Origin of the sequence: Humidesulfovibrio sp. (genome assembly GCF_031082295.1) — a bacterium.
In the GTDB taxonomy this organism is placed as follows: domain Bacteria; phylum Desulfobacterota; class Desulfovibrionia; order Desulfovibrionales; family Desulfovibrionaceae; genus Humidesulfovibrio.
Genome location: NZ_JAVHLD010000041.1, coordinates 1 through 19,569, shown reverse-complemented (window position 1 = coordinate 19,569; position 19,569 = coordinate 1). Strand labels below are relative to the sequence as shown.

General features: G+C 69.0%; 15 protein-coding genes and 1 pseudogene. 8 read left to right on the top strand and 8 right to left on the bottom strand.

What is annotated here, in order from left to right; all coding sequences use genetic code 11:
• Positions 1 to 183 precede the first annotated feature (183 nt).
• Positions 184 to 1,500, bottom strand: a complete 1,317-nt coding sequence (locus RDU24_RS14565; RefSeq protein WP_308736505.1) for a 4Fe-4S binding protein — start codon at positions 1,498 to 1,500, stop codon at positions 184 to 186.
• Positions 1,501 to 1,634: 134 nt separating this feature from the next.
• Here RDU24_RS14565 and RDU24_RS14560 point away from each other — a divergent pair, with 134 nt between their 5' ends.
• Entirely contained in the window at positions 1,635 to 2,315 is a 681-nt protein-coding gene (locus RDU24_RS14560) for a Crp/Fnr family transcriptional regulator (protein ID WP_308736504.1), read from the top strand.
• Between the two features lie 5 nt (positions 2,316 to 2,320).
• Here RDU24_RS14560 and RDU24_RS14555 read toward each other — a convergent pair whose 3' ends face one another.
• Together RDU24_RS14555 and RDU24_RS14550 are read right to left on the bottom strand one after the other, a co-directional pair.
• Positions 2,321 to 2,512 (bottom strand): ferredoxin, encoded by a 192-nt coding sequence (locus RDU24_RS14555; RefSeq protein ID WP_308736503.1) that lies wholly within the window; start codon positions 2,510 to 2,512, stop codon positions 2,321 to 2,323.
• A 99-nt stretch (positions 2,513 to 2,611) separates the two neighbouring features.
• Positions 2,612 to 3,907, bottom strand: a complete 1,296-nt coding sequence (locus RDU24_RS14550; protein WP_308736502.1) for a peptidase U32 family protein — start codon at positions 3,905 to 3,907, stop codon at positions 2,612 to 2,614.
• Between the two features lie 179 nt (positions 3,908 to 4,086).
• Between RDU24_RS14550 and RDU24_RS14545 the strand changes: the two genes are divergently transcribed.
• The 7 genes from RDU24_RS14545 (at position 4,087) to RDU24_RS14515 (ending at position 14,130) form a co-directional block, all read left to right on the top strand.
• Positions 4,087 to 5,916, top strand: a complete 1,830-nt coding sequence (locus RDU24_RS14545; protein ID WP_308736501.1) for an N-acetylmuramoyl-L-alanine amidase — start codon at positions 4,087 to 4,089, stop codon at positions 5,914 to 5,916.
• A gap of 285 nt (positions 5,917 to 6,201) precedes the next feature.
• Entirely contained in the window at positions 6,202 to 6,930 is a 729-nt protein-coding gene (locus RDU24_RS14540) for a tetratricopeptide repeat protein (protein WP_308736500.1), read from the top strand.
• On the top strand, positions 6,927 to 7,559 hold the full coding sequence (locus RDU24_RS14535; RefSeq protein ID WP_308736499.1) for a tetratricopeptide repeat protein: 633 nt from the start codon (positions 6,927 to 6,929) through the stop codon (positions 7,557 to 7,559). Before RDU24_RS14540 ends, RDU24_RS14535 begins: the two co-directional genes overlap by 4 nt.
• A complete protein-coding gene (locus tag RDU24_RS14530) occupies positions 7,549 to 10,635 on the top strand; it encodes a tetratricopeptide repeat protein (protein ID WP_308736498.1) in 3,087 nt (1,028 codons plus the stop codon). The genes RDU24_RS14535 and RDU24_RS14530 overlap by 11 nt, the downstream gene beginning before the upstream one ends.
• Positions 10,636 to 10,643: 8 nt before the next feature.
• Entirely contained in the window at positions 10,644 to 12,272 is a 1,629-nt protein-coding gene (locus RDU24_RS14525) for a glycosyltransferase family 2 protein (protein WP_308736497.1), read from the top strand.
• Positions 12,269 to 13,339, top strand: coding sequence for a glycoside hydrolase family 26 protein (locus tag RDU24_RS14520; RefSeq protein ID WP_308736496.1), 1,071 nt, complete (start codon positions 12,269 to 12,271; stop codon positions 13,337 to 13,339). The genes RDU24_RS14525 and RDU24_RS14520 overlap by 4 nt, the downstream gene beginning before the upstream one ends.
• Positions 13,336 to 14,130, top strand: coding sequence for a PilZ domain-containing protein (locus RDU24_RS14515; protein ID WP_308736495.1), 795 nt, complete (start codon positions 13,336 to 13,338; stop codon positions 14,128 to 14,130). Before RDU24_RS14520 ends, RDU24_RS14515 begins: the two co-directional genes overlap by 4 nt.
• Here the strand turns inward: RDU24_RS14515 and RDU24_RS14510 are convergent.
• From RDU24_RS14510 to RDU24_RS14490, 5 genes and pseudogenes are all read right to left on the bottom strand, one after another.
• Positions 14,125 to 14,553: an ATP-binding protein gene (locus tag RDU24_RS14510; protein ID WP_308736494.1), complete on the bottom strand. Its 429-nt coding sequence runs from the start codon at positions 14,551 to 14,553 to the stop codon at positions 14,125 to 14,127. The two genes, RDU24_RS14515 and RDU24_RS14510, sit on opposite strands and share 6 nt — an antisense overlap.
• A 3-nt stretch (positions 14,554 to 14,556) precedes the next feature.
• Positions 14,557 to 14,913, bottom strand: coding sequence for an STAS domain-containing protein (locus tag RDU24_RS14505; protein ID WP_308736493.1), 357 nt, complete (start codon positions 14,911 to 14,913; stop codon positions 14,557 to 14,559).
• Between the two features lie 13 nt (positions 14,914 to 14,926).
• On the bottom strand, positions 14,927 to 18,385 hold the full coding sequence (locus RDU24_RS14500) for a PAS domain S-box protein (RefSeq protein ID WP_308736492.1): 3,459 nt from the start codon (positions 18,383 to 18,385) through the stop codon (positions 14,927 to 14,929).
• Between the two features lie 326 nt (positions 18,386 to 18,711).
• A complete protein-coding gene (locus RDU24_RS14495) occupies positions 18,712 to 19,206 on the bottom strand; it encodes a chemotaxis protein CheW (RefSeq protein WP_308736491.1) in 495 nt (164 codons plus the stop codon).
• 9 nt (positions 19,207 to 19,215) lie between these two features.
• Positions 19,216 to 19,569 (bottom strand): annotated as a pseudogene (locus RDU24_RS14490) (HAMP domain-containing methyl-accepting chemotaxis protein); the annotation flags it as partial.

Sequence of the window (19,569 nt, the reverse complement as noted above, 5' to 3'; positions counted from 1 at the left end):
GTATTTCGGCGTCTTCGCCGAAAACCTGCGCGCATTGCCTTCGCCCAGCCCAGCCCAACCTCCCCGTCTGCCCTCGGAGCCCCTGCCCCAAGCCCGCTGGGGGGTCCGGGGGCCTCAGGCCACCGGCGGGGGTGCCGGGGGCGGAACCCCTGGCCTGAGGCATCCCAGGCCCTCGCTCCCTGGCTAGATGCGCGCGACGCCGAGGAACACGGCTGAGAGGGTGGCGACGAGGGTGAGGAAGGTGGCTCGGGCGGCCGGTTTGGACAGGCCGGGGAAGCGGTAGTGCATGGAGTCGTGCGGGCAGGCGCCGATGCAGTCGCCGCAGAGGGTGCAGGAGAGCGCGGGCGTGCCGGCCTCGATGTCGGCGCCGGAGAGCGCCGAGTAGCGGCAGACGCGGGAGCAGGAGCGGCAGCGCGTGCAGGTGTCGCGGTCGATGCGCAGGCGCCAGGGCATGAGCCGCCCCAGCAGGTTGCCCAGCAGCCCGATGGGGCAGAAGGCGGTGCAGTGGGCCATGACGCCGAGCCTGCGCGAGAATGAGAGCATCACGCCCACCCCGGCCAGGCCGAACAGGGCGGCAAGCAAGACGGCGGTGAGGGCCTCCACGCCGAGCAGGCGCAAGGCCAGCGCGCCGCCGCAGGTCAGCACCAGGGCGGCCAGCCTGCCCCAGAGCTTCCAGCGGTCGGACAACGGCTCGGGCCGTTTGGGGCCAAGGCGCGAGCACTGGTCGTCCCAGGCGCCGATGTAGCAAAGGTGGCTGCACCAGGCCGGGCCGACGAACAGCACCGTGGCGGAGAACAGGATCGCCATGAACAGGCCGCCGCCGCGGAACAGCGGTCCGGCGACGATGAGGGCGGGCACGGGCAGGTGCAGGCGGCCGGTCATGAGGAAATCGTTCAGGCCAATCAGACCGAGCAGCAGTTGGCCGAAGAACACCGCCGAAAACAACGCCCAGACCCGCGGGCGCAGCAGCCTGTGGCGCTCCGGGTCCAGAAACTCGCCAGCCAGCCACGCGGCATAGAGCGCCAGCGCCAGAATCTCCAGCCAGCCCCAGCCGGGCAGGAAGCGGTCGACCAGCAGCAGCGGCACGCTGGCCTTGGCGCGGGCCACAACCAGCAGCGCAACCGTGAGGCCGAAAGCCACGGCCTGGGGCACTTCGGCCTCGCGCCCCCGGGGGAACAGCTCCTGCGCGCGGCGGCCGAGCATCCACAGGCCAGCGCCCAGGCTCACCAGGGTCACGCCGGACAGGATGAACGCCAGCCGCAGCCAGTCCTGGCCAAGAGCCATGCGCAGACGCACGAAGCCGAGCCCGGCGTCCACCCACAACGCCGCGCCCAGCACCAGCGCAAAGGCCGCGATGAGCCGCGCCGCGCCGCGCCGGGTCAGCAGCAGCAGCGGCAACGCAAGCAACGCCGCGCAGAGCGCCCACTCGCCCCGGCGCAAGGCATGCGCCGCCAGCAGCAGCTGGCCAAGCACGACAAGGGTGAGCATCAATGCGGTCATGGTGCCTCGTTGTTATGAATGCCAGGGGCGCTGCCCCTGGCATATCCGCCAGCATTCGCACACTGGCAGTTGCCATGGGTTGATTCCATGACTAAAGTCAAGCATCCGCATCATCCGGCGAAAAGGGAGGCCTCATGGACAAGGACAAGCTCGCGGCCCTGGAAGGAATCAAACTTTTCGAGGGCCTGCCCGCTCCGCAGTTGAAGAGCCTGGCGGAGATCGTTCAACTGAAGCCCTGCAAGGCCGGGGACACCTTGTTCGAGGCCGGCCAGCCGGGCACGCACATTTTCGCCGTGGTCTCGGGCAAGGTGCGGGTGTTCCGGTCCTCGCTCTCGGGCAAGGAACAGATCCTGTCGGTGTTCAGCGCGGGCGAGAGCTTCGCCGAGGTCCCGGTGTTCGAGGGCAAGACCTACCCGGCCAGCGCGCAGGCGCTGGAGGACAGCGTGCTGCTGTCCGTGCCGCGCAAGGGCTTTGTGGAGCTGCTGCGGCGCGAGCCGGAACTGGCCCTGGGCGTCATGGCGCTCCTGTCGTCGCGGCTGCGGGCGTTCGTGGGGCAGATCGCCCAGCTGAGCCTGAAGGAGGTGCCGGAACGCCTGGCGGGGTACCTGCTGCTGTTGCGCGCGTCACAGGGGCGCGATGAACTGACCCTGGAGCTGCCCAAGGGCCAGATCGCGTCATACCTCGGCACCATCCCCGAGACCCTCTCGCGGGCCATCAAGAAGCTCACCGAGCAGGGACTCATCGAGGTCTCCGGCAGCCGCGTCAGCGTGCTGGACCCGGAGGGCCTGGCCGCGCTGGCCGAGGCCGACCGCTAGGCCGGCTACTCCCAGGAAATGCAGGTGGCCGGGCAGGCGTCGATGGCCGCCTGGATCTCGTCATCCGAGCCCCCGGTGGTGTTGACGACCTTGGCCTTGCCGGAGTCGGCGTCGAACTGGAACACGCCGGGGCACAATTCGCAGCAGGTTTCGCAGCCGATGCATTCGTCTTCGTTGATGGTCACGGTTCCAGCCATATCATCCTCCATTTGACGCCACCCTACACCAGGCCGCTCCCCGTTGCCAAGGGGGGGTGGGCGACCGCGCGGGAAGCCTGTGGCGGACGACAGCGGGCCTTAGCGGGCGAACAGGCCGGGGCGCACGTCCGGGTGCGCGCAGAAGAGCACTGCCCGCACGCCCGGATGTCCGGCCGTGAGCGGCAGGCCGTCGGGACGCTCCAGGCGATACTCGTCCGGCCCCAGCACCGGGCGCCGCAGCCCCGGCAGGATGAGCGTCAGGCCCTCGGGCCGGGCGGGGTCGAAGGTGCCCTTGAGCTCCACCTCCCAGGCCGGGCCGCTGGTGATGCTGTCCGACGGGGAGAGCACGCGCAGAAGCGGCAGGCTGCGCGGGGATTTCAGGTCCAGGCCGGGGATGGTGCGGCGCGGATCGGCCCCGAAGAGCCCGGCCGTGAGCGGGCGCGTGGCAGCGTGGCGCAGCTCGGCCAGGGCAGTGCGCGGGCTGAACTCCCCGCGGGCCAGGGAGTCGAGCGCGAAGCGCCAGGCGTCCCCCACCACGGCCAGGTAGGCCGAGCTGCGGGTGCGGCCCTCGATCTTCAGGCAGTCCACGCCGATCTTCGCCAACCAGCGCGCCTGCCAGATGAGGCAGAGGTCCTGCGGGGCCAGGTACTGGGTCCACGGCTCGCCGCCGGGGGCGGCCGGCGCGTCGGTCCAGCTCTCCAGCACCTCCCAGGCGTCGGAGCCCTCGCGCTTGCGCTCCTCGATGACCGAGCGCAGGCGGTACTCGTAGCGGCAGGGGTGGGCGCAGGCGCCCATGCAGGCCGTGCGGCCCGGCTCGTTCACCGCGCGGCCGGTCATGTGCACCGAGAGCTGGCAGCGCCCGGAGAAAGCCATGCACTGCGCGCCATGGGCGAAGACCTCCAGCTCAAAACCGGGCAGGTCGGCATCGCGGGCGGCGCAGAGCTCCATGACCTCGCGGGCGGCGCACTCGCGGGCGAGGTTGGCGCGGGTGGCCCCGAAGTCGCGCCAGAAGGCCAGGGCCTCGGCGTTTCTGGTGTTGGCCTGGGTGCTCACGTGGATGGGCAGGCCGGGCGCGTGGCGCGCCGCCAGCCGGGCCACGCCTGGGTCGGCGATGATGAGGCCGTCGGCCCCGGCCTCCACGGCTTGGTCCAGCCCCTGGCGCACCAGGGACAGGTCCTGCTGGCGCGGCGTGGCGTTGACGCAGACGTAGACCTTGGCCTTTGCCGCGTGGGCGGCCGCCACGGCCTGGGCCAGCACGCCGCCGCCGAAGCCCGCCGCTCGGGCCCGCAGGTTCGGGCCGTCGGCGCCCAGGTATACCGCGTCGGCCCCGTAGAGCAGGGCCGTGGCCAGGGATTCCATGTCGCCCGCAGGCAGGAGCAGTTCGGGGATGCGCATGGGGGCGTGGTAGCGCCCAGCGCCGCCGGGGTCAATGCCCGCGGGCCGATGCCGGGGCCGAGGCCAGGAAGATGGAACGATTTTTGGTGGCTCTAGACATTTTATTGATTCTGGGCAAGGATGCCCCTGCCCGGTGGAGCGACGCGCATGCGCCGCATCAAGAGCCGGGCCGGGGGAGCATGCCGAAATTCCGCAAGCCTCGCGCGTCGCGCCACAGACTCGTGTCCACAGGGACGCTGGCGCTCTTGTGCGGGTTGCTCGCCCTGTTGCTTGCGCCCGACGTCATGACTCCCGCCGCCCTGGCCAAGACCAGGCGCGCAGCCAAGCCCGCCGTGGCCGCCAAGGCCCAGAAGGTCGACACCACCCCCGCCGACGAGCCTGTGCAGCGTTTCCTCACGCTATTGGCCAACAAGCGCGCCACCCAGGCCGAGCTGCGCAAGGTTGAAGACCAGCTGGAGCGGGCCAAGAAGCTCCAGCCCGACGGGCTGCAAGGTGCCAAGGCCGGGTTCTTCCTGGCCCGCGTGCAGGAGGAGCAGGCCCAAAGAAGCGGCCTCAAGGCCGACTGGTTCAAGGCCGCCGAGAGCTTCGGCGAGTACTTGAAGCAGTTCCCGAAGCACGTCCTCGCCGCCGACGCCCACGTCCGGCGCGGCACCATCCGGCTGACCCAGCTGTCCAACGCCGAGGGCGCCCAGGATGACGCCCAGGCCGTGCTGCGCGACTTCCCGCGCTCGTCCCGCGTGAACGCGGCCCGCAAACTCGCGCGGCTGGCGGGCAAGGCCCTTGGCTCGGGCAAGGCGGCGGAGGCAAGGGCCGAAGCAGCGGCCGAGCGGTCGCGCGGGCCTGGGGACAAGGCCCTGCTCATGGACATCCGCCCCAAGAACCAGGGGGCCAGCTCCCGCGTTGTCCTCGACCTGGACCAGCAAGTGCGCTTCAAGTACCAGCTGCTGGAATCCTCCTCGGGCAAGGACGAGCACAACCGCGTGTACATGGACCTCCTGCGCACCCAGATCGGCCCCACCATCGTGGAGGACACGCACCTGGGCGACGGCGGGCTGCTCAAGTCCATCCGCGCCTCCCAGCGCGAGGCCGACACCGTGCGCGTGGTCTTCGACTTCGCGGACCTGAAGGACTACAAGGTCCAGACCCTTGACAACCCCTTCCGCATCGTGCTGGACGCCTACGCCGGGCCGAACTTCAAGCCGAACGCCAAGGAATCGCCGAAGGAATCCCACAAGGCCGCCGCGAAGGAACCGCAAGCGCCCACGTTCACCGAGCCCTCGCCCAGCCGCAAGCGCATGGCGGCGGACCTGGTGGAACAGCTGGGGCTCTCGGTGCGCACCATCATGATCGACGCGGGCCACGGCGGCAAAGACCCCGGTGCCCGAGGCTACGGCCTCGTCGAAAAGGACGTGAACCTGCGCATGGCCCTGATCCTCGGCAAGATCCTCAAGAGCCGGGGGTTCAACGTCATCTACACGCGCACCTCCGACGTGTTCCTGGCGCTGGAGGAGCGCACCGCCATGGCCAACGCCAAGAAGGCCGACCTGTTCCTCTCCGTGCACTGCAACGCCCACACGGACCCCGCCATGAGCGGCCTGGAGACCTACAGCCTGAACCTGGCGCGCACCCCCGACGCCGTGCGCGTGGCCGCGCGAGAGAACTCCGTGTCCGACAAGAACATCAGCGACCTGCAGATGATCTTGACCGACCTCATGCTCACCAGCAAGATCAAGGAGAGCGTGGACCTGGCCCACGGCGTGCACAGGCGCGGCCTGGCCAACGTGCGCCGCGTGTGGACCGTGGCCGACCACGGCAACCGCGAGGCCCCGTTCTACGTGCTCATGGGCGCGAAGATGCCCTCGGCCCTGCTGGAAATCGGCTACATCACCAACAAGACCGAGGCCGCGCGCCTGAACAACGACGCCTACCTGCGCACCCTGTCGCGCGGCATCGCCGACGGCGTCAAAGCCTACAAGGACCAGATCGAGCGCTACGCCAGCAAGAAGTGACCTCCCCGCGGCAGCCGCGCCTTCAGGCCAGCCTGCCAGCCTTCGCCACAACGCCCTGTTTTTCTACTCAAATTTTGCGCCGCCCTGGCGCAAGCAGGTTGCCTGCCCACGCCAGAAATCGCCGCGACGCGACGTGGCCGCGGAAGCACCAGGCAGGAATGGGAGTGCTTGCCGCGCTCTCCTGCACGTGAGCGAACAGTGGAAAAGCCCCGGAACGCTTGACACCACGCATTCTTTCAGGCTTTGGTCATACGTAATGAAATGCGGACAGGGACCTCTTTCGCGATGATACGGTGCGCCGCGCGCATGCAGCCCGGCAAGCTGCGCCAGTATCTGACCTTCGCCGTCCTGGCGGCGGTCACGGTGGCGGCTTGCGTCCTGAGCTACCCTTACGCCCGGCGGGGCCAGCGGCTTGTGGCCTCCTCGGAGCGCCTTCTGGCGCAAGGCAAGGTGGAGCAGGCGCTTCAAGCCCTGCGCGAGGCCATGAGCCTCGGCACCGTCCCCATCGGCAGCGCCGGAACCATGCTCGAAACCGCGCTCAAGGCCGGCGAGGCGCGCATCGCCCGCGATCTTTCCCTGCTGCTGATGGACAAGGGCAGGCCGTTGGCGTCCGGGCTGGTGGGCAAGGCCGCCGGACTGCTCGACGCCTCCGGCGACAGCGAGGGTGCGCTGGCCCTGCTTGAGAAGCGCCGCGCCATGGGGCCGCTGGACGCCCCCGAGACCCTGCACCTGGCCGACCTCCTGCGGCGGGGCAAGCGCTTCGACGAGGCGCTGGGCCTTTACGCCGACCTGCTGGCCAAGAACCCCGCCGACACCGCTGCCGGTGCGGACCGGGCCGAGACGCTGCTCTGGATGGGCAAGCCCGCCGAAGCGGAGAAGGCCGCGCGGGACATGCTCGCCCGCAAGCCGGACTCCCGCGCCGCACGGCTGGTGCTGGCCCGGACACTGGCCGCTGGCGGCAACGCCGAGGGCGCCATCGCCGAGTATCAGAAACTGCTGGGAGAAAAGCCATGAGCATTGCCCGCCGACCTGTCGCAGCCATTCTCCTGCTGGCGCTCCTGGCCCTGCCCGCTCCCCCTGCCGCCCAGGCGCAGCAGGCCGCGACGGAGTCGGCCCAGCCGCCCGCCCGCGACGACATCGCCGACTGGCAGGCCCGGCTGGAACTGGCCAAGCTGCTCACGGAGTCCGGCCGCCACGCCGAGGCCGCGGAGCAGTACCGGAAAGTCCTGCGCGACAAGCCAGACCAGGCCCAGGCCCGCGCCGGGCTGGCCCGCGCCCTGTTCTGGAGCGGCAAGCGCGACGAGGCCGCCGCCGAGCTGGCCAAGGCTCCGGCATCGGCCCTCACCGCCGAGGACCGGCTGCTCCAGGCCGAGCTGCACCTTTCCGCCAACCGCCACGACGAGGCCATCGACGCCCTGCGCGGCTATCTCGCCCTCAAGCCCGGCGACCTGAAGGCCAGGGTCAAACTGGCCGACGTTCTCTCCTGGCGCAAGCGGCTGGACGAGTCCCTGGCCGAATACGAGAAGGTGCTCACCGCAGCCCCAGGCGACCAGCAGGTGCGCCGCCGCTACGCCCGCGTGCTCACCTGGGCGGGCCGCAACGACGACGCCATCCGGGAGCTGAGAAAGAGCCTTGGCAACTAGGCGCGCCATACTGCACCTCGCCGGGGCCGCGCTCTGCGTCCTGGCGCTTCTGCCTGCGGCAGCCTCCGCCGCACCGGGCAGCCTCGTGCCGCCCGCCGACCGCATCTCCGACGCCGAGGCCCGCCGCGAGCTGGCCCGGCTGCTCTCCTACTCCGACTCCGGCCGCGCCGAGGCGCTGGAAATCCTGCAAGCGCAGCTGAAGGTCGCCCCGCAGGACGCCGAGGCGCGCCTGGCCCTGGCGGAGCTGCTCGCCCGCGCCGGACGCCTGCCGGAGGCCGAGGCCGCCCTGGCCGCGCTGCCCGCCAAGACCCTGGCCCTGCCCGAAACCCGGGAACGCATCGGCGACGCCTATTTCGCCGCGGGGCGCATGGGCGAGGCCGCCCGGCATTTCCAGCATGCGCTGGAAGGAGGCCGCCCGGTGCTGCGCAAGCTGGCGCAAGCCCTGGCCTGGGGGGGCGACGCGAAGGCCGCCCGGCCCATGCTCGAGAAGCTCCTGGCGCAGAATCCGGCCGATCGCGAGGTCGCCCTGTTGCTGGTGCGCCTGCGCCTGGCCGATAGCGATGCCGATGGGGCCGCGTCCCTGGCGCGCCAGTTGGCCCAGTCCGCGCCGGACGACCCGCAAGCCCTGGCCGAACTGGCCGACGTGGAAACCGCCCTGGGCCACGCCGCCAGCGCGCGGGCGCTGTACGAGAGGGCGCTCGCCCTGCCTGGCGGGGCCGAGCTGACACCGCGCTACGCCCAGGCCATGAACCTCTGGGGAGCCTTCGGGCGGGGCATCGCCATCCAACGCGGACGCGTGGCCGCCGGTCACGCCGAGGCCCGCCTGCCCCTGGCCGAAGCGCTCCTCGCCGCCCAGCGCGCGGACGAGGCCGAGGGCGTGCTGCGCGCCCTGATGCTGGAAGGCCTTGCTCCCCAGGCGCGGCTGGTGCTGGCGCGGCTCAAGCTCGGCCAAGAGGACCCCGCGACGGCCCTGGAGGCGCTTGAACCGCTATTCGACGCCACGCCGCCCCTGCCCGAAACCGCCGACGCCCTGGCTCTGGCGGCCCAGGCCCGGAAGAAGCTGGGCAACCCGGCCGAGGGTTTGCGGCTGCTCGCAAAGCTGCCCGCAGACCGGCAGGCTGGCCCGCGCGCCCGCTTGATGCTGGCCGCCGGACAAGACGGCCAGGCCGCCGCGCTGCTGGCCAAGGCCCACGCCGCCGCGCCTCGCGATGCCGAAATCGCCTTCCTGGCCCTTGGCGAAAAGGCCGCCGCGCAGGCGACCCTCGACGCCCTCACCACGCCGGGCGCGCGCACCCCGGCGGAGCTCACCGCCTGGGCCGCTCTCTACGCCGGGGCCGGCAAGCGCGAGGCCGCCCTGCGCTGCCTGCGCGCCGCCCTCCTGGCCGATGCCCAGTATTTCCCGGCGCGCATGGCCCTGGCCGAGACCCTGGCCGCCGACCGCCAGTACGACGCGGCCCTGGGCGAACTGGACGCCCTGGCCGGTGACTTCCCGGACTCCTCCAAGGTGCTGCTCACCCGGGCGCGCGTGCTGTCATGGGCCAAGCGCTACGATGAGGCCCAGGCCGCGTACGCCGCCCTCGCTCAGGCCTATCCGGGCGATCCCGTGCCCGTGCGCGAGGCCGCCCGCGTGCATTTCTGGGCCAAGGAGCGCGACCAGGCCCTGGCCTCCTACTCCAGCCTGCTGGCGCCGCCCGTGGACGCCACCCTCGCCGGAGAGTTGGGCAGGGTCGCGGGCGTGACGAAGGACGCCGCGCTGCGCGAAATCGCCGCCAACATGGCCAAAAGCGCGGCCGAAGGGTCGCAGTACCGCCGCTATGAGCGCCTGTACCTGGGGCGCGACGCCGAGTTCTCGTCCGAATCCGCGCCGGGGGTGAACCGCGTTCTGGCGGACCAGCTACCCGCCTACCGCGTCCAGAAGGGCGCCAGCCTGGAGGCCCAGGCCAAGAACCTGGCCTTCGACCGCCGCTTCAGCCGGTCCCTGCCGGTGTACGGCGAGCTGCTGGCCTTCGAGCCCGGCAACCAGGAGGCCCGCTTCGACCAGGCCCAGAGCGCCTGCGCCCTCGGCCTCTGCAGCGCCGAGCGCGCGGCCTACACGCGCCTGCTTCAGATCGACCCGCTGCACACCCTGGCGGGCACCGCCCTGGAGCGCCTGGACCGCCGCACCAGCCCGTCCCTTGGCCTGCGCCAGAACATTTGGCACGAGGCGGGCCGCGGCGAGCTCGCGCGCATCTTGCGCCAGCGCACCGACCTGGGCCTCACCGTGCCCGTGGCCGACGACTATCGCCTGGGCCTGACCCAGCACCGCTGGCAGGAGAGCCCGCGCGGCGGGCAGACCTACGAAGCCCTCGGCCAGACTCTGTCCTTCGACGGCGTGTTCAGCCCCGTGTTGCGCGGCCAAGCCTCGTGGACCAACAAGCGCTACACCACGGGCCGTGTGGGCAACGTGGACACCGGCCGGGCGCGGCTGGAGTTCAACCTGGACGACGTGGCGCGCCTGGGCCTGGGCTATGAGCGCATGGAAGAGCTGGCCAACGAGTACGCCCTGCGGCAGCGCTCCCTCTCGGACAACCTGTTCGCCGAGTTGACCCTGACCCCGTCGCGGGATTGGGAGATCGTGGCCGAGGCGCGCGGCAAGAACTACAGCGACGGCAACCTGGGCGACCTGCAGAAGCTGGCCGTGAGCTACGCCTTCACCGACCACCCGCGCCAGCTCAAGGCCACCCTCTCCGGCGAGCGCCGCAACACCCAGAAGAAAAGCGTCGAGGTCTACACCGGCGCGGTGCTGACGGACATCCGCCGCCCGTACTGGACGCCGCAGGACTACACCGCCACGGCCCTGACCCTGGAATGGCGGCACGACCTGGCCAAGCTGTTCTTCTGCGGCGCGCCCCAGCACTGGTACGACCTGCGCGCCACCGTGGGCACGGATTCGGAGAACAACCCGTCCGTGCGCTTCGAGGCGGAGTGGAAGTATGAGTTCGCCGAGCGCTGGGCGCTGGAGGCCAAGGGTCTTGTGCACCGCTCGCGCGAGTGGGACGCCGACGGCCTGTGGCTCGGCCTGGGCTTTGGATTCTAGGGGCAGCCATGCATCAGAAGACGCGCGCAAAGATCTTCGCCCTGAGCCTGACGACGGCGATGCTGTCGATCTTCCTGTACCTCATGGCGCGCACGGTGCTCTTTGTCGCCTCCGCGCGGCTCTGGCAGGAGATCGCCGTCGGCGCCCTGCTGCTCCTGGCCGAGGGCTTCACCATGCTGCACGCCTTCGGCTACTTCCTGAACGTGTACCACGGCCTGGCCGCGTCGGACATGCCGCGCATCACACGGGACACCGTGCCCGAGCTCAAGGACTATCCGCCCGTGGCCATCGTGGTTGCCTCCTACAAGGAGCCCCTGGACGTCCTGGAGGACACGCTGACCTGCTTCTACAACCTCACCTACCCGAACAAGCACATCTTCTTCCTCGACGACACGCGCTACGACCTGCCCAAGGACGACCCGAAACAGATGGCCGAGTACCGGGCCAAGATCGACGACCTGTGCCGGCGCATCGGGGTGAACCTGTTCCGCCGCCCCTGGCGCGGGGCCAAGGCGGGCATGATCAACGACTTCCTGGACTATCTGGCCGACAAGCCCGTGGCCCAGGCCAGCCTGACCTCCTTTGAGGACCGCCCCAGGACCGGGCCGGAGAAATACGTCATCGTCTTCGACGCGGACATGAACCCGCTGCCGGACTTCGTGGAGCCGCTGGTGGCCTTCATGGAGCAGCACCAGAAGCTGGCCTTCATCCAGACCCCGCAGTACTACTCGAACTTCGAGGCCAACCGCGTGGCCAAGGCCGCCGGACTCCAGCAGGCCGTGTTCTACGAGTACATCTGCGAGGGCAAGAGCGCCCAGGACGCCATGTTCTGCTGCGGCACCAACGTCATCCTGCGCCGCGCGGCCCTGCTCGACGTGGGCGGCTTCGACGAGACCTCGGTCACCGAGGACTTCGCCACCTCCCTGCGCTTCCACATGAACGGCTGGAGCAGCGCCTACCTGAACAAGATCTGCGCCTTCGGCATGGGGCCGGAGGACCTGGGAGGCTACTTCAAGCAGCAATTCCGCTGGGCGCTCGGCACGGTGGGCCTGCTGCGCTCCATCGCCCGGGAGTTCCTGCGCGGGCCTTCGCGCCTTCCCTCGGCCAAGTGGTGGGAGTACTTCCTCTCCGGCACGCACTATTTCGTGGGCTGGGTGTTCCTTATCATGGCCGTGTGCCCGCTTCTGTACCTGTTCACGGACACCCCCAGCTACTTCGCCCGGCCGGAGCTGTATTTCCTGTTCTTCCTGCCCTACATCATCCTCACCGTGACCATCTTCCTGTACTCCATGAGCCAGCGCAAATACGGCTTCCGCGAACTGGCCCAGGGCATCCTGCTCCAGGCCATCACCTTCCCCGTGTACATGCAGGCGTCGCTGCAGGGCATCCTGGGAGTGCGCGGCAGCTTCGGCATCACCCCCAAGGGCGGCAGCACCTCCCTGCCCATGTTCAAGCTCTGGCCGCAGCTGGGCCTGGCCCTGGCCTGCCTGGGCGGCTTCACCTGGGGCATGCTGCGCCTCTACAACGGCGACGGCCCGGCGCTGGCCCTGCTGACCAACGCGGGCTGGAGCCTGTACCATTTCTGCATCCTCTCCACCACGCTGTTCTTCAACTTCCCCGAGGAGGACACGCCGTGAACGCTCGCAGCCGGTTCCTCTCCCTGGCCATGCTGCTGGCGGTTCTCCTTTGCGCCTGCGTGCCCGGCGGCGGCGCCAAGCGCAGCACACCGGCCTTTGGCGTGGCCCTGGACGGCCTGCCCGTGACCCCGGGGATGCTCGACGCGGCCAAGGCCTCCACCGGCCTGCCCGTGCGGCTTGCGCAGTTCTATGCGCAGTGGCCGGAGAACCCCGCAGCCCCGCGCGACAGGCATCTTGCCGACCTTTCCTCCAGCATGGCCGCCATCAGGGACGCCGGGGCAGTGCCGTGCGTCACCTGGGAGCCCATGAGCATCGGCGCTGGCGGGAGCGAGACCGTCATCCCGGCGGAGCGCGTGCTCTCCGGCGAGTACGACGCCTACATCGCGGACGTTGCGCGCGCGGTGCGAGCTTTCGGCGCGCCGGTGCTGGTGCGCCTGGCGCACGAGATGAACCTGGAGCGCTACCACTGGGGCTCGGACGCCGCCGGATACGGCCCGCAGAGCCCGGAACGCTACAAGGCCCTGTTCCGGCGCGTGGTGGAGGTGTTCCGCGCCCAGGCCGCGGGCAACGCGCTCTTCGTGTTCTGCCCCAACGTGGACTCCCTGCCCTCGGCCCCGTGGAACCGCGCCAGCGCCTACTATCCGGGCGACGCCTTCGTCGACGTGCTGGGCATGGACGGCTACAACTGGGGCACCAGCCACACCAAGGCCACCCACGGCTACGACAGCTCGTTCCGGTCGTTCAAGGACATCTTCCGGCCGCTCTACGACGAGCTGAAAGGCCTGGCCCCGGCCAAGCCGCTCATGGTCTTCGAAACCGCCTCCGCCTCCAAGGGCGGCGACAAGGCCCGCTGGACCGCCGAGGCCCTGGACACCGCCTCGGCCTGGGGCCTGCTGGCCGTGGTCTGGTTCGAGGTGGACAAGGAACAGGACTGGCCCCTGCGCAAGGGCGCAGCCGTCGATCCCGCGCCTGGCGCCCGGCCCTACCTCACCGACGATCCGGCCTGGCTGGTCAAGGCGCTGCCCCCGCACGCGCAAAAACAAGCGCAGCAGGAGAAGCGGCCATGAGCATCACCGAACGCCGCGCCAAACGCCTGGACGTCGAGTCCGTGGTGCTGCCGTTCCTGGGTTCTCGGGCCGAGGACTACCAGACCTTCGAGTACCTGCTGCAGGACGTGAGCGTGCAGGGGGTGGGCATCGCGATCCCGCGCTGGGTCGTGGCGCGCGAGAACCTGCGCCAGGGCGAGCGCCTGCACCTGCACCTGCCCTTTGAGCTGGGCGGTCGCATGCTGCACAGCGGCATCGTCACCTGGACGCGCTGGGACGAGGACCAGGACAGCCAGCTGGCCGGCGTACAGCTCGACAGCTACGCCCCGGCGCTCTATCCGGTATACGTTTCCGTGGACACGAAGGAAGTGGCCATCGACATGGAAGACTTTCCCGGCCTGGAGCAAATCCTGTGGCGGGTGCTCAAGGACTCGCTGCTGCTCAAGCGCGGCATCCTGGTCTACCTGAAGCACCTGACGGCGTTTTTCTCGCGGGTTTGCGACCTGAACCGGGAGGAGTACAGCCTGTTCCGGGAGGTCGTCATCGAGGACGTGCGGGCCAAGGTCTTGGCCAATGCCGAACGCCTGGAAGCCCTGCAGCCGCTTCTTGGCGAGAAGGAGGAAGGAACCCTGGCCCGGCTGGATCTGTCCGACCTGCGCCAGGCCATGGAGCCGGAGCTCTACGTGGACATGTTCCGCGCGGCCCTGGGCGACGAGACCGTGACCCTGTTCCTCAAGGCCGTGAAGGAACTGGAGCGCAAGCTTTTGTCCAACTACAACACTTGCGTGCTGCTCTACATCAACTCGCTATGACCCTTTCCTGAAGGCCTTGCGCAGGACGAGAACGTTGCCCTGCTCCCCGGCCTTGTAGCCCACGCTGTCCGCGGCGTTGCGGATGAGAAACAGCCCCATGCCGCCCTCGGGGAGTTCGTCGATGCTTCGGGCCACGGCGAGGTCGTTGTTGAGCTTCTGCCTGTCCTCAAGCGGCGTCCCCTTGTCGTACACGCACAGCACCAGGCCCGTGCCGTCCACGGCCAGGGTCACGCGCACCACGCCGTCGGGCCTGCCCGCGTAGGCGTGCTTGATGGAGTTGTTCACCGCCTCGCACACGGCAAGCTCCATCGCGTCGGACTCGTCCGGGGTAAGGGGCAGCCCCCCGCAGATGCCGCGCACGGCCAGCCCCATAAGGTGCACCAGCTCCAGGCGGCTGGCGATGGAGAGCTCGATCGTGTCCATGGCTCAGCCCTGGGTGGACGTGGACGAGAGCGCCGTCACGGCCTCTGCCGTGGAACCGAAGATGCGGAACACGCCGCGGTCGAGCCGGGTGATGGCGAACAGCTTGCGGACCTTTTCGCCCAGGCAGCACACGGCGATCTCGCCGGACCCGCCCAGGGTCTTCATGCTCGACATGAGCGAGGCCAGGCCGCTGGAGTCCATGAAGTCCACCGCCTCGAGGTCGAGGACGAAGCGCTTGGCCCCCTGATGGATCAGGTCCACCATGTTGCTCTTGAAGAGCGGCGCAGCGGCCGCGTCCATGCGCAGGCCCTTGAAGACCACCACAGTGACCCCGTTCTGCAACGTATTCTCGAATTCCATTGTTCCTCCTGGTTCAAACCCTGCTGAAGCGCGCACAGATAAGGGAAATATCGTCATCGGGCGGACGGCCGTCCGCATGGGCCTGCAGCTTGCCTGTGAGCAGCTGGAGCACCTGCTCCGGGGTCTGCCCCGCGCAAGCGGCAAAGAGCGACTCCAGCATTTCCATGCCGAACTGCTCGCCCTCGGGGCTTTCCAGCTCGCTCACCCCGTCCGTGTAGACGAGCAGCATGTCTCCCTCTTGCACCTGCACCTGGCCGGGCATGTAGGTGTGCCCCATTCCCATGCCCACCAGGGTGCCGCCTTCCTCCAGGAACTCCACCCCGCCAGCGGCCCGCAGCAGCATGGGGGGCGGGTGCCCGGCGTTGCAATAGCTGAGTGTGCCGTTCCCGGCCTCGTAGAGCATGTAGAACATGCTGAAGAACTTGTCGAAGCGCTCAAGGGGGAAGGCCGAGTCGAGCAGGCGCAGCACGGCTTCCGGCGCCCTTGGCTGGGCGAGGAACTGGTCCATGAGCAGGTCGCCCGTGGGCGAGAGCTCCTGGGCCAGGGTGACGGACACCAGCGCCGCCGGGATGCCGTGGCCGCTGACGTCGACCATGTACAGGCAGGTGTGCTGCCCGCCCAGGCAGACCACGTTGAAGATGTCGCCGCCGATGGAGGTGCTGGGCATGAAGCGGTAGTCCGTCTCAATCCCCAGGGAGCAAGTGCCCTCCTTGGGCAGCAGGCTGCGCTGGATCTGCGCCGCTGCCTCCATGTCGGCGTCGAGAAGGGCCTGGCGCTCAGCCAGGGAGGCGTTGGCGGCCTGCATCTCCTCACGCGCGCGCACCCGCTCGGAGATGTCGCGCAGGATGCCGGTGTAGAGCCGCTCGCTGCTGGTCACGATCTCGCTGACGGCCAGCTCCAGCGGAATGATGACGCCGTCCTTGCGCTTGCCGGGAACCTCGCGCCCGCCCTTGCCGATGACGTGCGGCACGCCGGTGCGGGCATAGCGCTCCAGATAGCCGTTATGCTGGCTGTGGTAGGGCTCCGGTTGGAGCATATTGACGTTGTTCCCCACCAGCTCCTCCAGGCTGTACCCGAAGGTCCGGCAGGCGGCCTGGTTGGCCGTGAGGATGATCCCGTACTGGCTGACCGTGAAGATGGGGTCCACGGCGGTGTCAAGCACGGCGGTCAGGCGGGCCTGGCTCTCGCGCAGGGCCGTCTCGGCCTTAACCCGCGTGCCGATGTCCATGACTGAACCGAAGAAGCCCTGCACCGCGCCGCTTTCGTCCCGGTAGGCCGTGGCGCTGCCCATGAGCCAGGTGACTTCTCCCTCGGGCGTCTGGAAGCGGTATTCCAGGGCGAAGTCGCGGTTGGTCTGGGTGGCCTCCAGCCATTCGGAGAACACGATGCCGACGTCGTCGGGGTGGATGGCGTTGGTCCAGCCCTGCCCCTGGGCCTGCTCCAGGCTCATGCCGGCAAACTCCTGCCAGCGCTTGTTCACGAACAGGCAATTGCCTTCGACGTCTGTCTCGTAGATGCCCACCGGGCTCAGGTCCGCCAGGTCGCGGAAGCGCATCTCGCTGCGCGCCAGGGCCTGCTCGGCCTGCATCCGGGCCGAGATGTCCACGCCGATGCCCAGGAACCCGACGATCTCGTCATTGCGGTCGCGGATGGCGGTGATGACAAGCTCCACCGGCACGTGGCGGCCGTCCTTGCGCACGTAGGTCCACTGGCGCACGTCGTAGCCGCCCTCGCGGGCCAGGGCAACGAACACGTCGAAGCCTTCCAGCGGCCGCCCCAGGCGCTGCGAGAGCTCCTCGCCATAGGCCATGACCTCCGCACCCACGTGGATGATCTCCGGCGTGCGCAGGCCGACCATCTCATCCGCGCTGTAGCCGAGCATGTTCTCCGCGCCGTGGTTGAACACGGTGATGAGGCCCTCGGTGTCCGTGGCGATGATGGACACCTGGCTGGCGGCGTTGACCAGTCCGGCCAGCTTGGCGGAGTCGGCCTCGGCGCGGCGGCGTTCGGTGATGTCCTGGAAGGTGACCACCGCCCCGACGATCTCGCCGTCGCGGCGCTGGGGATAGGACCAGTACTCGGCCTGGAAGCTGGTGCCGTCGGCGCGCCAGAGCACCTCGTCGTCCACGTGGGTGCCGCGGCCCTCCAAGAAGGCCTTGAAGATGCGGCAGTCGTGGACGTCGAAGGGCGAGCCGTCCTTGTGGGTGTGGTGGATGAGCTTGTGCATGTTCCTGCCCAACAGGTCGTCGGCGCTCTGGAAACCGAGCACGCGCACGCAGGCCGGGTTGCAGAAGGTGCACAGGCCGCTGGTGTCGATGCCGTAGATGGGCTCGCCCGTGGACTCCAGCAGCAGGCGGATCTTCTCCTCGCTCCCGCGCAGCTCGGCGGTCATGGCGTCCGCCAGGGCCAGCGCCCGCGCCCTGGTGCTCATGAGCGAGAGCACGATGACGAACAGCAACAGGCTGATGCAGACGCCGCCTGCCAGCACGACCAGGGGCATGGTGCGGTCCAGGTTGGCCTCAAAGCCCGGCAGGGAACGGAAGCCCAGGGTCCAGGTCCGGCCGAAGACCGTCAGGACCCGGGTCGAGGCGAACATCGGCTTGCGCGCGGTGGAGACATCCGCGGCGTGGGCCTGGCTGCGGTACATGAGGTTCTGCTCGGTCCGGTCCTGCCCGTCGTGCACCTCAAGGCCCAGATCGGAGATGGTCTTGCCGACGATGCCCTGCATGAAGTTGTTCATGCGGAAAGGGCTGTAGACATAGCCCAGCAGGGCCGCGCGGCGGTCGTGGTCGGTGTAGACCGGGGCGCCGGGCCTGTAGAACGGCAGATACATGAGAAAGCCCGCCTGCACGCCCTCGGTCGTCTCCTGAACCAGGGTCACGCGGCCGCTGATGGTGGTCTGGCCGGTGTCGCGGGTGCGCTCCATGGCAGCGCGGCGGGTCGGCTCGCTGAACATGTCGAAACCGAAGGCCCGCTTGTTGCGGAAGTCAAACGGCTCCAGGTAGACGATGGCCGTGTACACCGGGCGCTGGCCCGGCGGCCGGATCGTGTACTCGGGGAAGCCTTGGCGGCGCAAGCTCTCGACGTGCTGCTCGGCCTTGTCCGGCGGCACCACCACGGCATAGCCCATGCCCTGGATGCCGGGGTAGTTTTGCAGAAGGTTGAGCTTGCCGACGTAGTCGTGCCACTGAGCGCGGGAGACCTCGCCCACGGAGGCGAACAGCGCCAGGCCGCCGCGCAGGGCCAGCTCGTAGGCCTCGATACGGTCTACGATGGCCATGGTGATTTCCGAGGCGCGACTCTCGAAGCGTTCGCTGGCGAGCTTGGTGGTCAGGCTGTCGGCATAACGCCAGCCCGCCACGGATATCGCCAGGCACGCCACCAGCACCACCAGAGGGGCAAGGAGGCTTTTTGACGCAAGGCCGCTTGCGTGTGCGTTGGGGAGGGTGACGTTGTGTTCAGCTTCGGCCATGGATCACTCGGGCAGGCAACATGGTGGGTGCACTCCACTCATACTTTTACGCAAAACCAGGCACGTGGCAACTGAAATGACAAAGCACGCGGCAGGGCAGACTCCCCGTGCCCAAGCAGGACACCGCCACGCGGGCGCGTTGACCGCGTTGCCTGGCCCGTCTCGCGCCGCCCGGACGAAGTCCCGCAGCGTGGCCAGCGCCCTTGCCAGCTGGCGCGAAAGGGCTGCTTCAGGCGGGACCTGAAGCAGCCCTTTCGGCATTTGCTGATCGCTGGTGAACGCTGAGGAGGCCCGGAGGGATCATGTCCCCAGGCCTCCCGTTTCGCTTACGCGGCCTCTTTCTGGGCTTCCTTGGCCAGGGCGAGCTCTTCTGCGGAGAAGACCTTGGCGATGTCCAGGATGATGACGAAGGTCTCGTCCTGCTTGCCGATGCCCTTGATGTAGTCGGTGTTGATGGACGTGCCCATGCGCGGCGCGGCCTCGATGTGCTCGGCGGTAAGATCGAAGACCTCACGCACCGAGTCCACCTTGCCGCCCATGATGATGCTCTCGCCCTCGAAGTCCACCTCGACGATGATGATGCAGGTGTCCACCGTGGTTTCCGTCTGCGGCATGCCGAACTTAAGCCGCATGTCCATGACCGGCACGGCGTGGCCGCGCAGGTTGATGACCCCGCACATGTAGTCCGGCGTGCGCGGTATCTTGGTGATGGCCGTTAGCTCCAGCACCTCCCGCACGCTGGCGATGTCCACCGCGAACACCTCCTTGCCGAGCGTGAAGTTCAGGTACTGGCTGGTGTCGCTGGCGCTTTTTTCTGCCATGTCGCCCTCCTAGAACTTTTCAAATTCGCCGTCGTCGGCGTCGGCGCCAAGGTCAAGGTCGATGCCCCCGCCCTTCTTGGGAGTGGGTTTCTTGGGCGCGACATGGGCCGCCGCATGCGAGGGGCCCACCGGCAGGGCCTTGGGCTTGCTGGCCCGGCGGGCGGCCTGGCTGCCGTCGTCCACGCGGAAGAAGCCCATGGTCTGCTGCAGCTGCTGGGCCTGGCTGGAGAGCTCCTCGCTGGTGGAGGCCATCTCCTCGGAAGCCGAGGCGTTCTGCTGAATGACCGAATCCAGCTGCTGGATGGCCTTGTTGATCTGCTCCGCGCCGCTGTTCTGCTCGCTTGAGGCCGCGGCGATCTCCTG

Excerpts from the sequence above, each read along its gene's own strand:
- RDU24_RS14525 (WP_308736497.1), top strand. The coding sequence starts at position 10,644 with ATGCATCAGAAGACGCGCGCAAAGATCTTCGCCCTGAGCCTGACGACG.
- RDU24_RS14495 (WP_308736491.1), bottom strand. The coding sequence starts at position 19,206 with ATGGCAGAAAAAAGCGCCAGCGACACCAGCCAGTACCTGAACTTCACG.
- RDU24_RS14560 (WP_308736504.1), top strand. The coding sequence starts at position 1,635 with ATGGACAAGGACAAGCTCGCGGCCCTGGAAGGAATCAAACTTTTCGAG.
- RDU24_RS14555 (WP_308736503.1), bottom strand. The coding sequence starts at position 2,512 with ATGGCTGGAACCGTGACCATCAACGAAGACGAATGCATCGGCTGCGAA.
- RDU24_RS14565 (WP_308736505.1), bottom strand. The coding sequence starts at position 1,500 with ATGACCGCATTGATGCTCACCCTTGTCGTGCTTGGCCAGCTGCTGCTG.
- RDU24_RS14500 (WP_308736492.1), bottom strand. The coding sequence starts at position 18,385 with ATGGCCGAAGCTGAACACAACGTCACCCTCCCCAACGCACACGCAAGC.
- RDU24_RS14515 (WP_308736495.1), top strand. The coding sequence starts at position 13,336 with ATGAGCATCACCGAACGCCGCGCCAAACGCCTGGACGTCGAGTCCGTG.
- RDU24_RS14540 (WP_308736500.1), top strand. The coding sequence starts at position 6,202 with ATGATACGGTGCGCCGCGCGCATGCAGCCCGGCAAGCTGCGCCAGTAT.
- RDU24_RS14535 (WP_308736499.1), top strand. The coding sequence starts at position 6,927 with ATGAGCATTGCCCGCCGACCTGTCGCAGCCATTCTCCTGCTGGCGCTC.
- RDU24_RS14510 (WP_308736494.1), bottom strand. The coding sequence starts at position 14,553 with ATGGACACGATCGAGCTCTCCATCGCCAGCCGCCTGGAGCTGGTGCAC.
- RDU24_RS14545 (WP_308736501.1), top strand. The coding sequence starts at position 4,087 with ATGCCGAAATTCCGCAAGCCTCGCGCGTCGCGCCACAGACTCGTGTCC.
- RDU24_RS14505 (WP_308736493.1), bottom strand. The coding sequence starts at position 14,913 with ATGGAATTCGAGAATACGTTGCAGAACGGGGTCACTGTGGTGGTCTTC.
- RDU24_RS14550 (WP_308736502.1), bottom strand. The coding sequence starts at position 3,907 with ATGCGCATCCCCGAACTGCTCCTGCCTGCGGGCGACATGGAATCCCTG.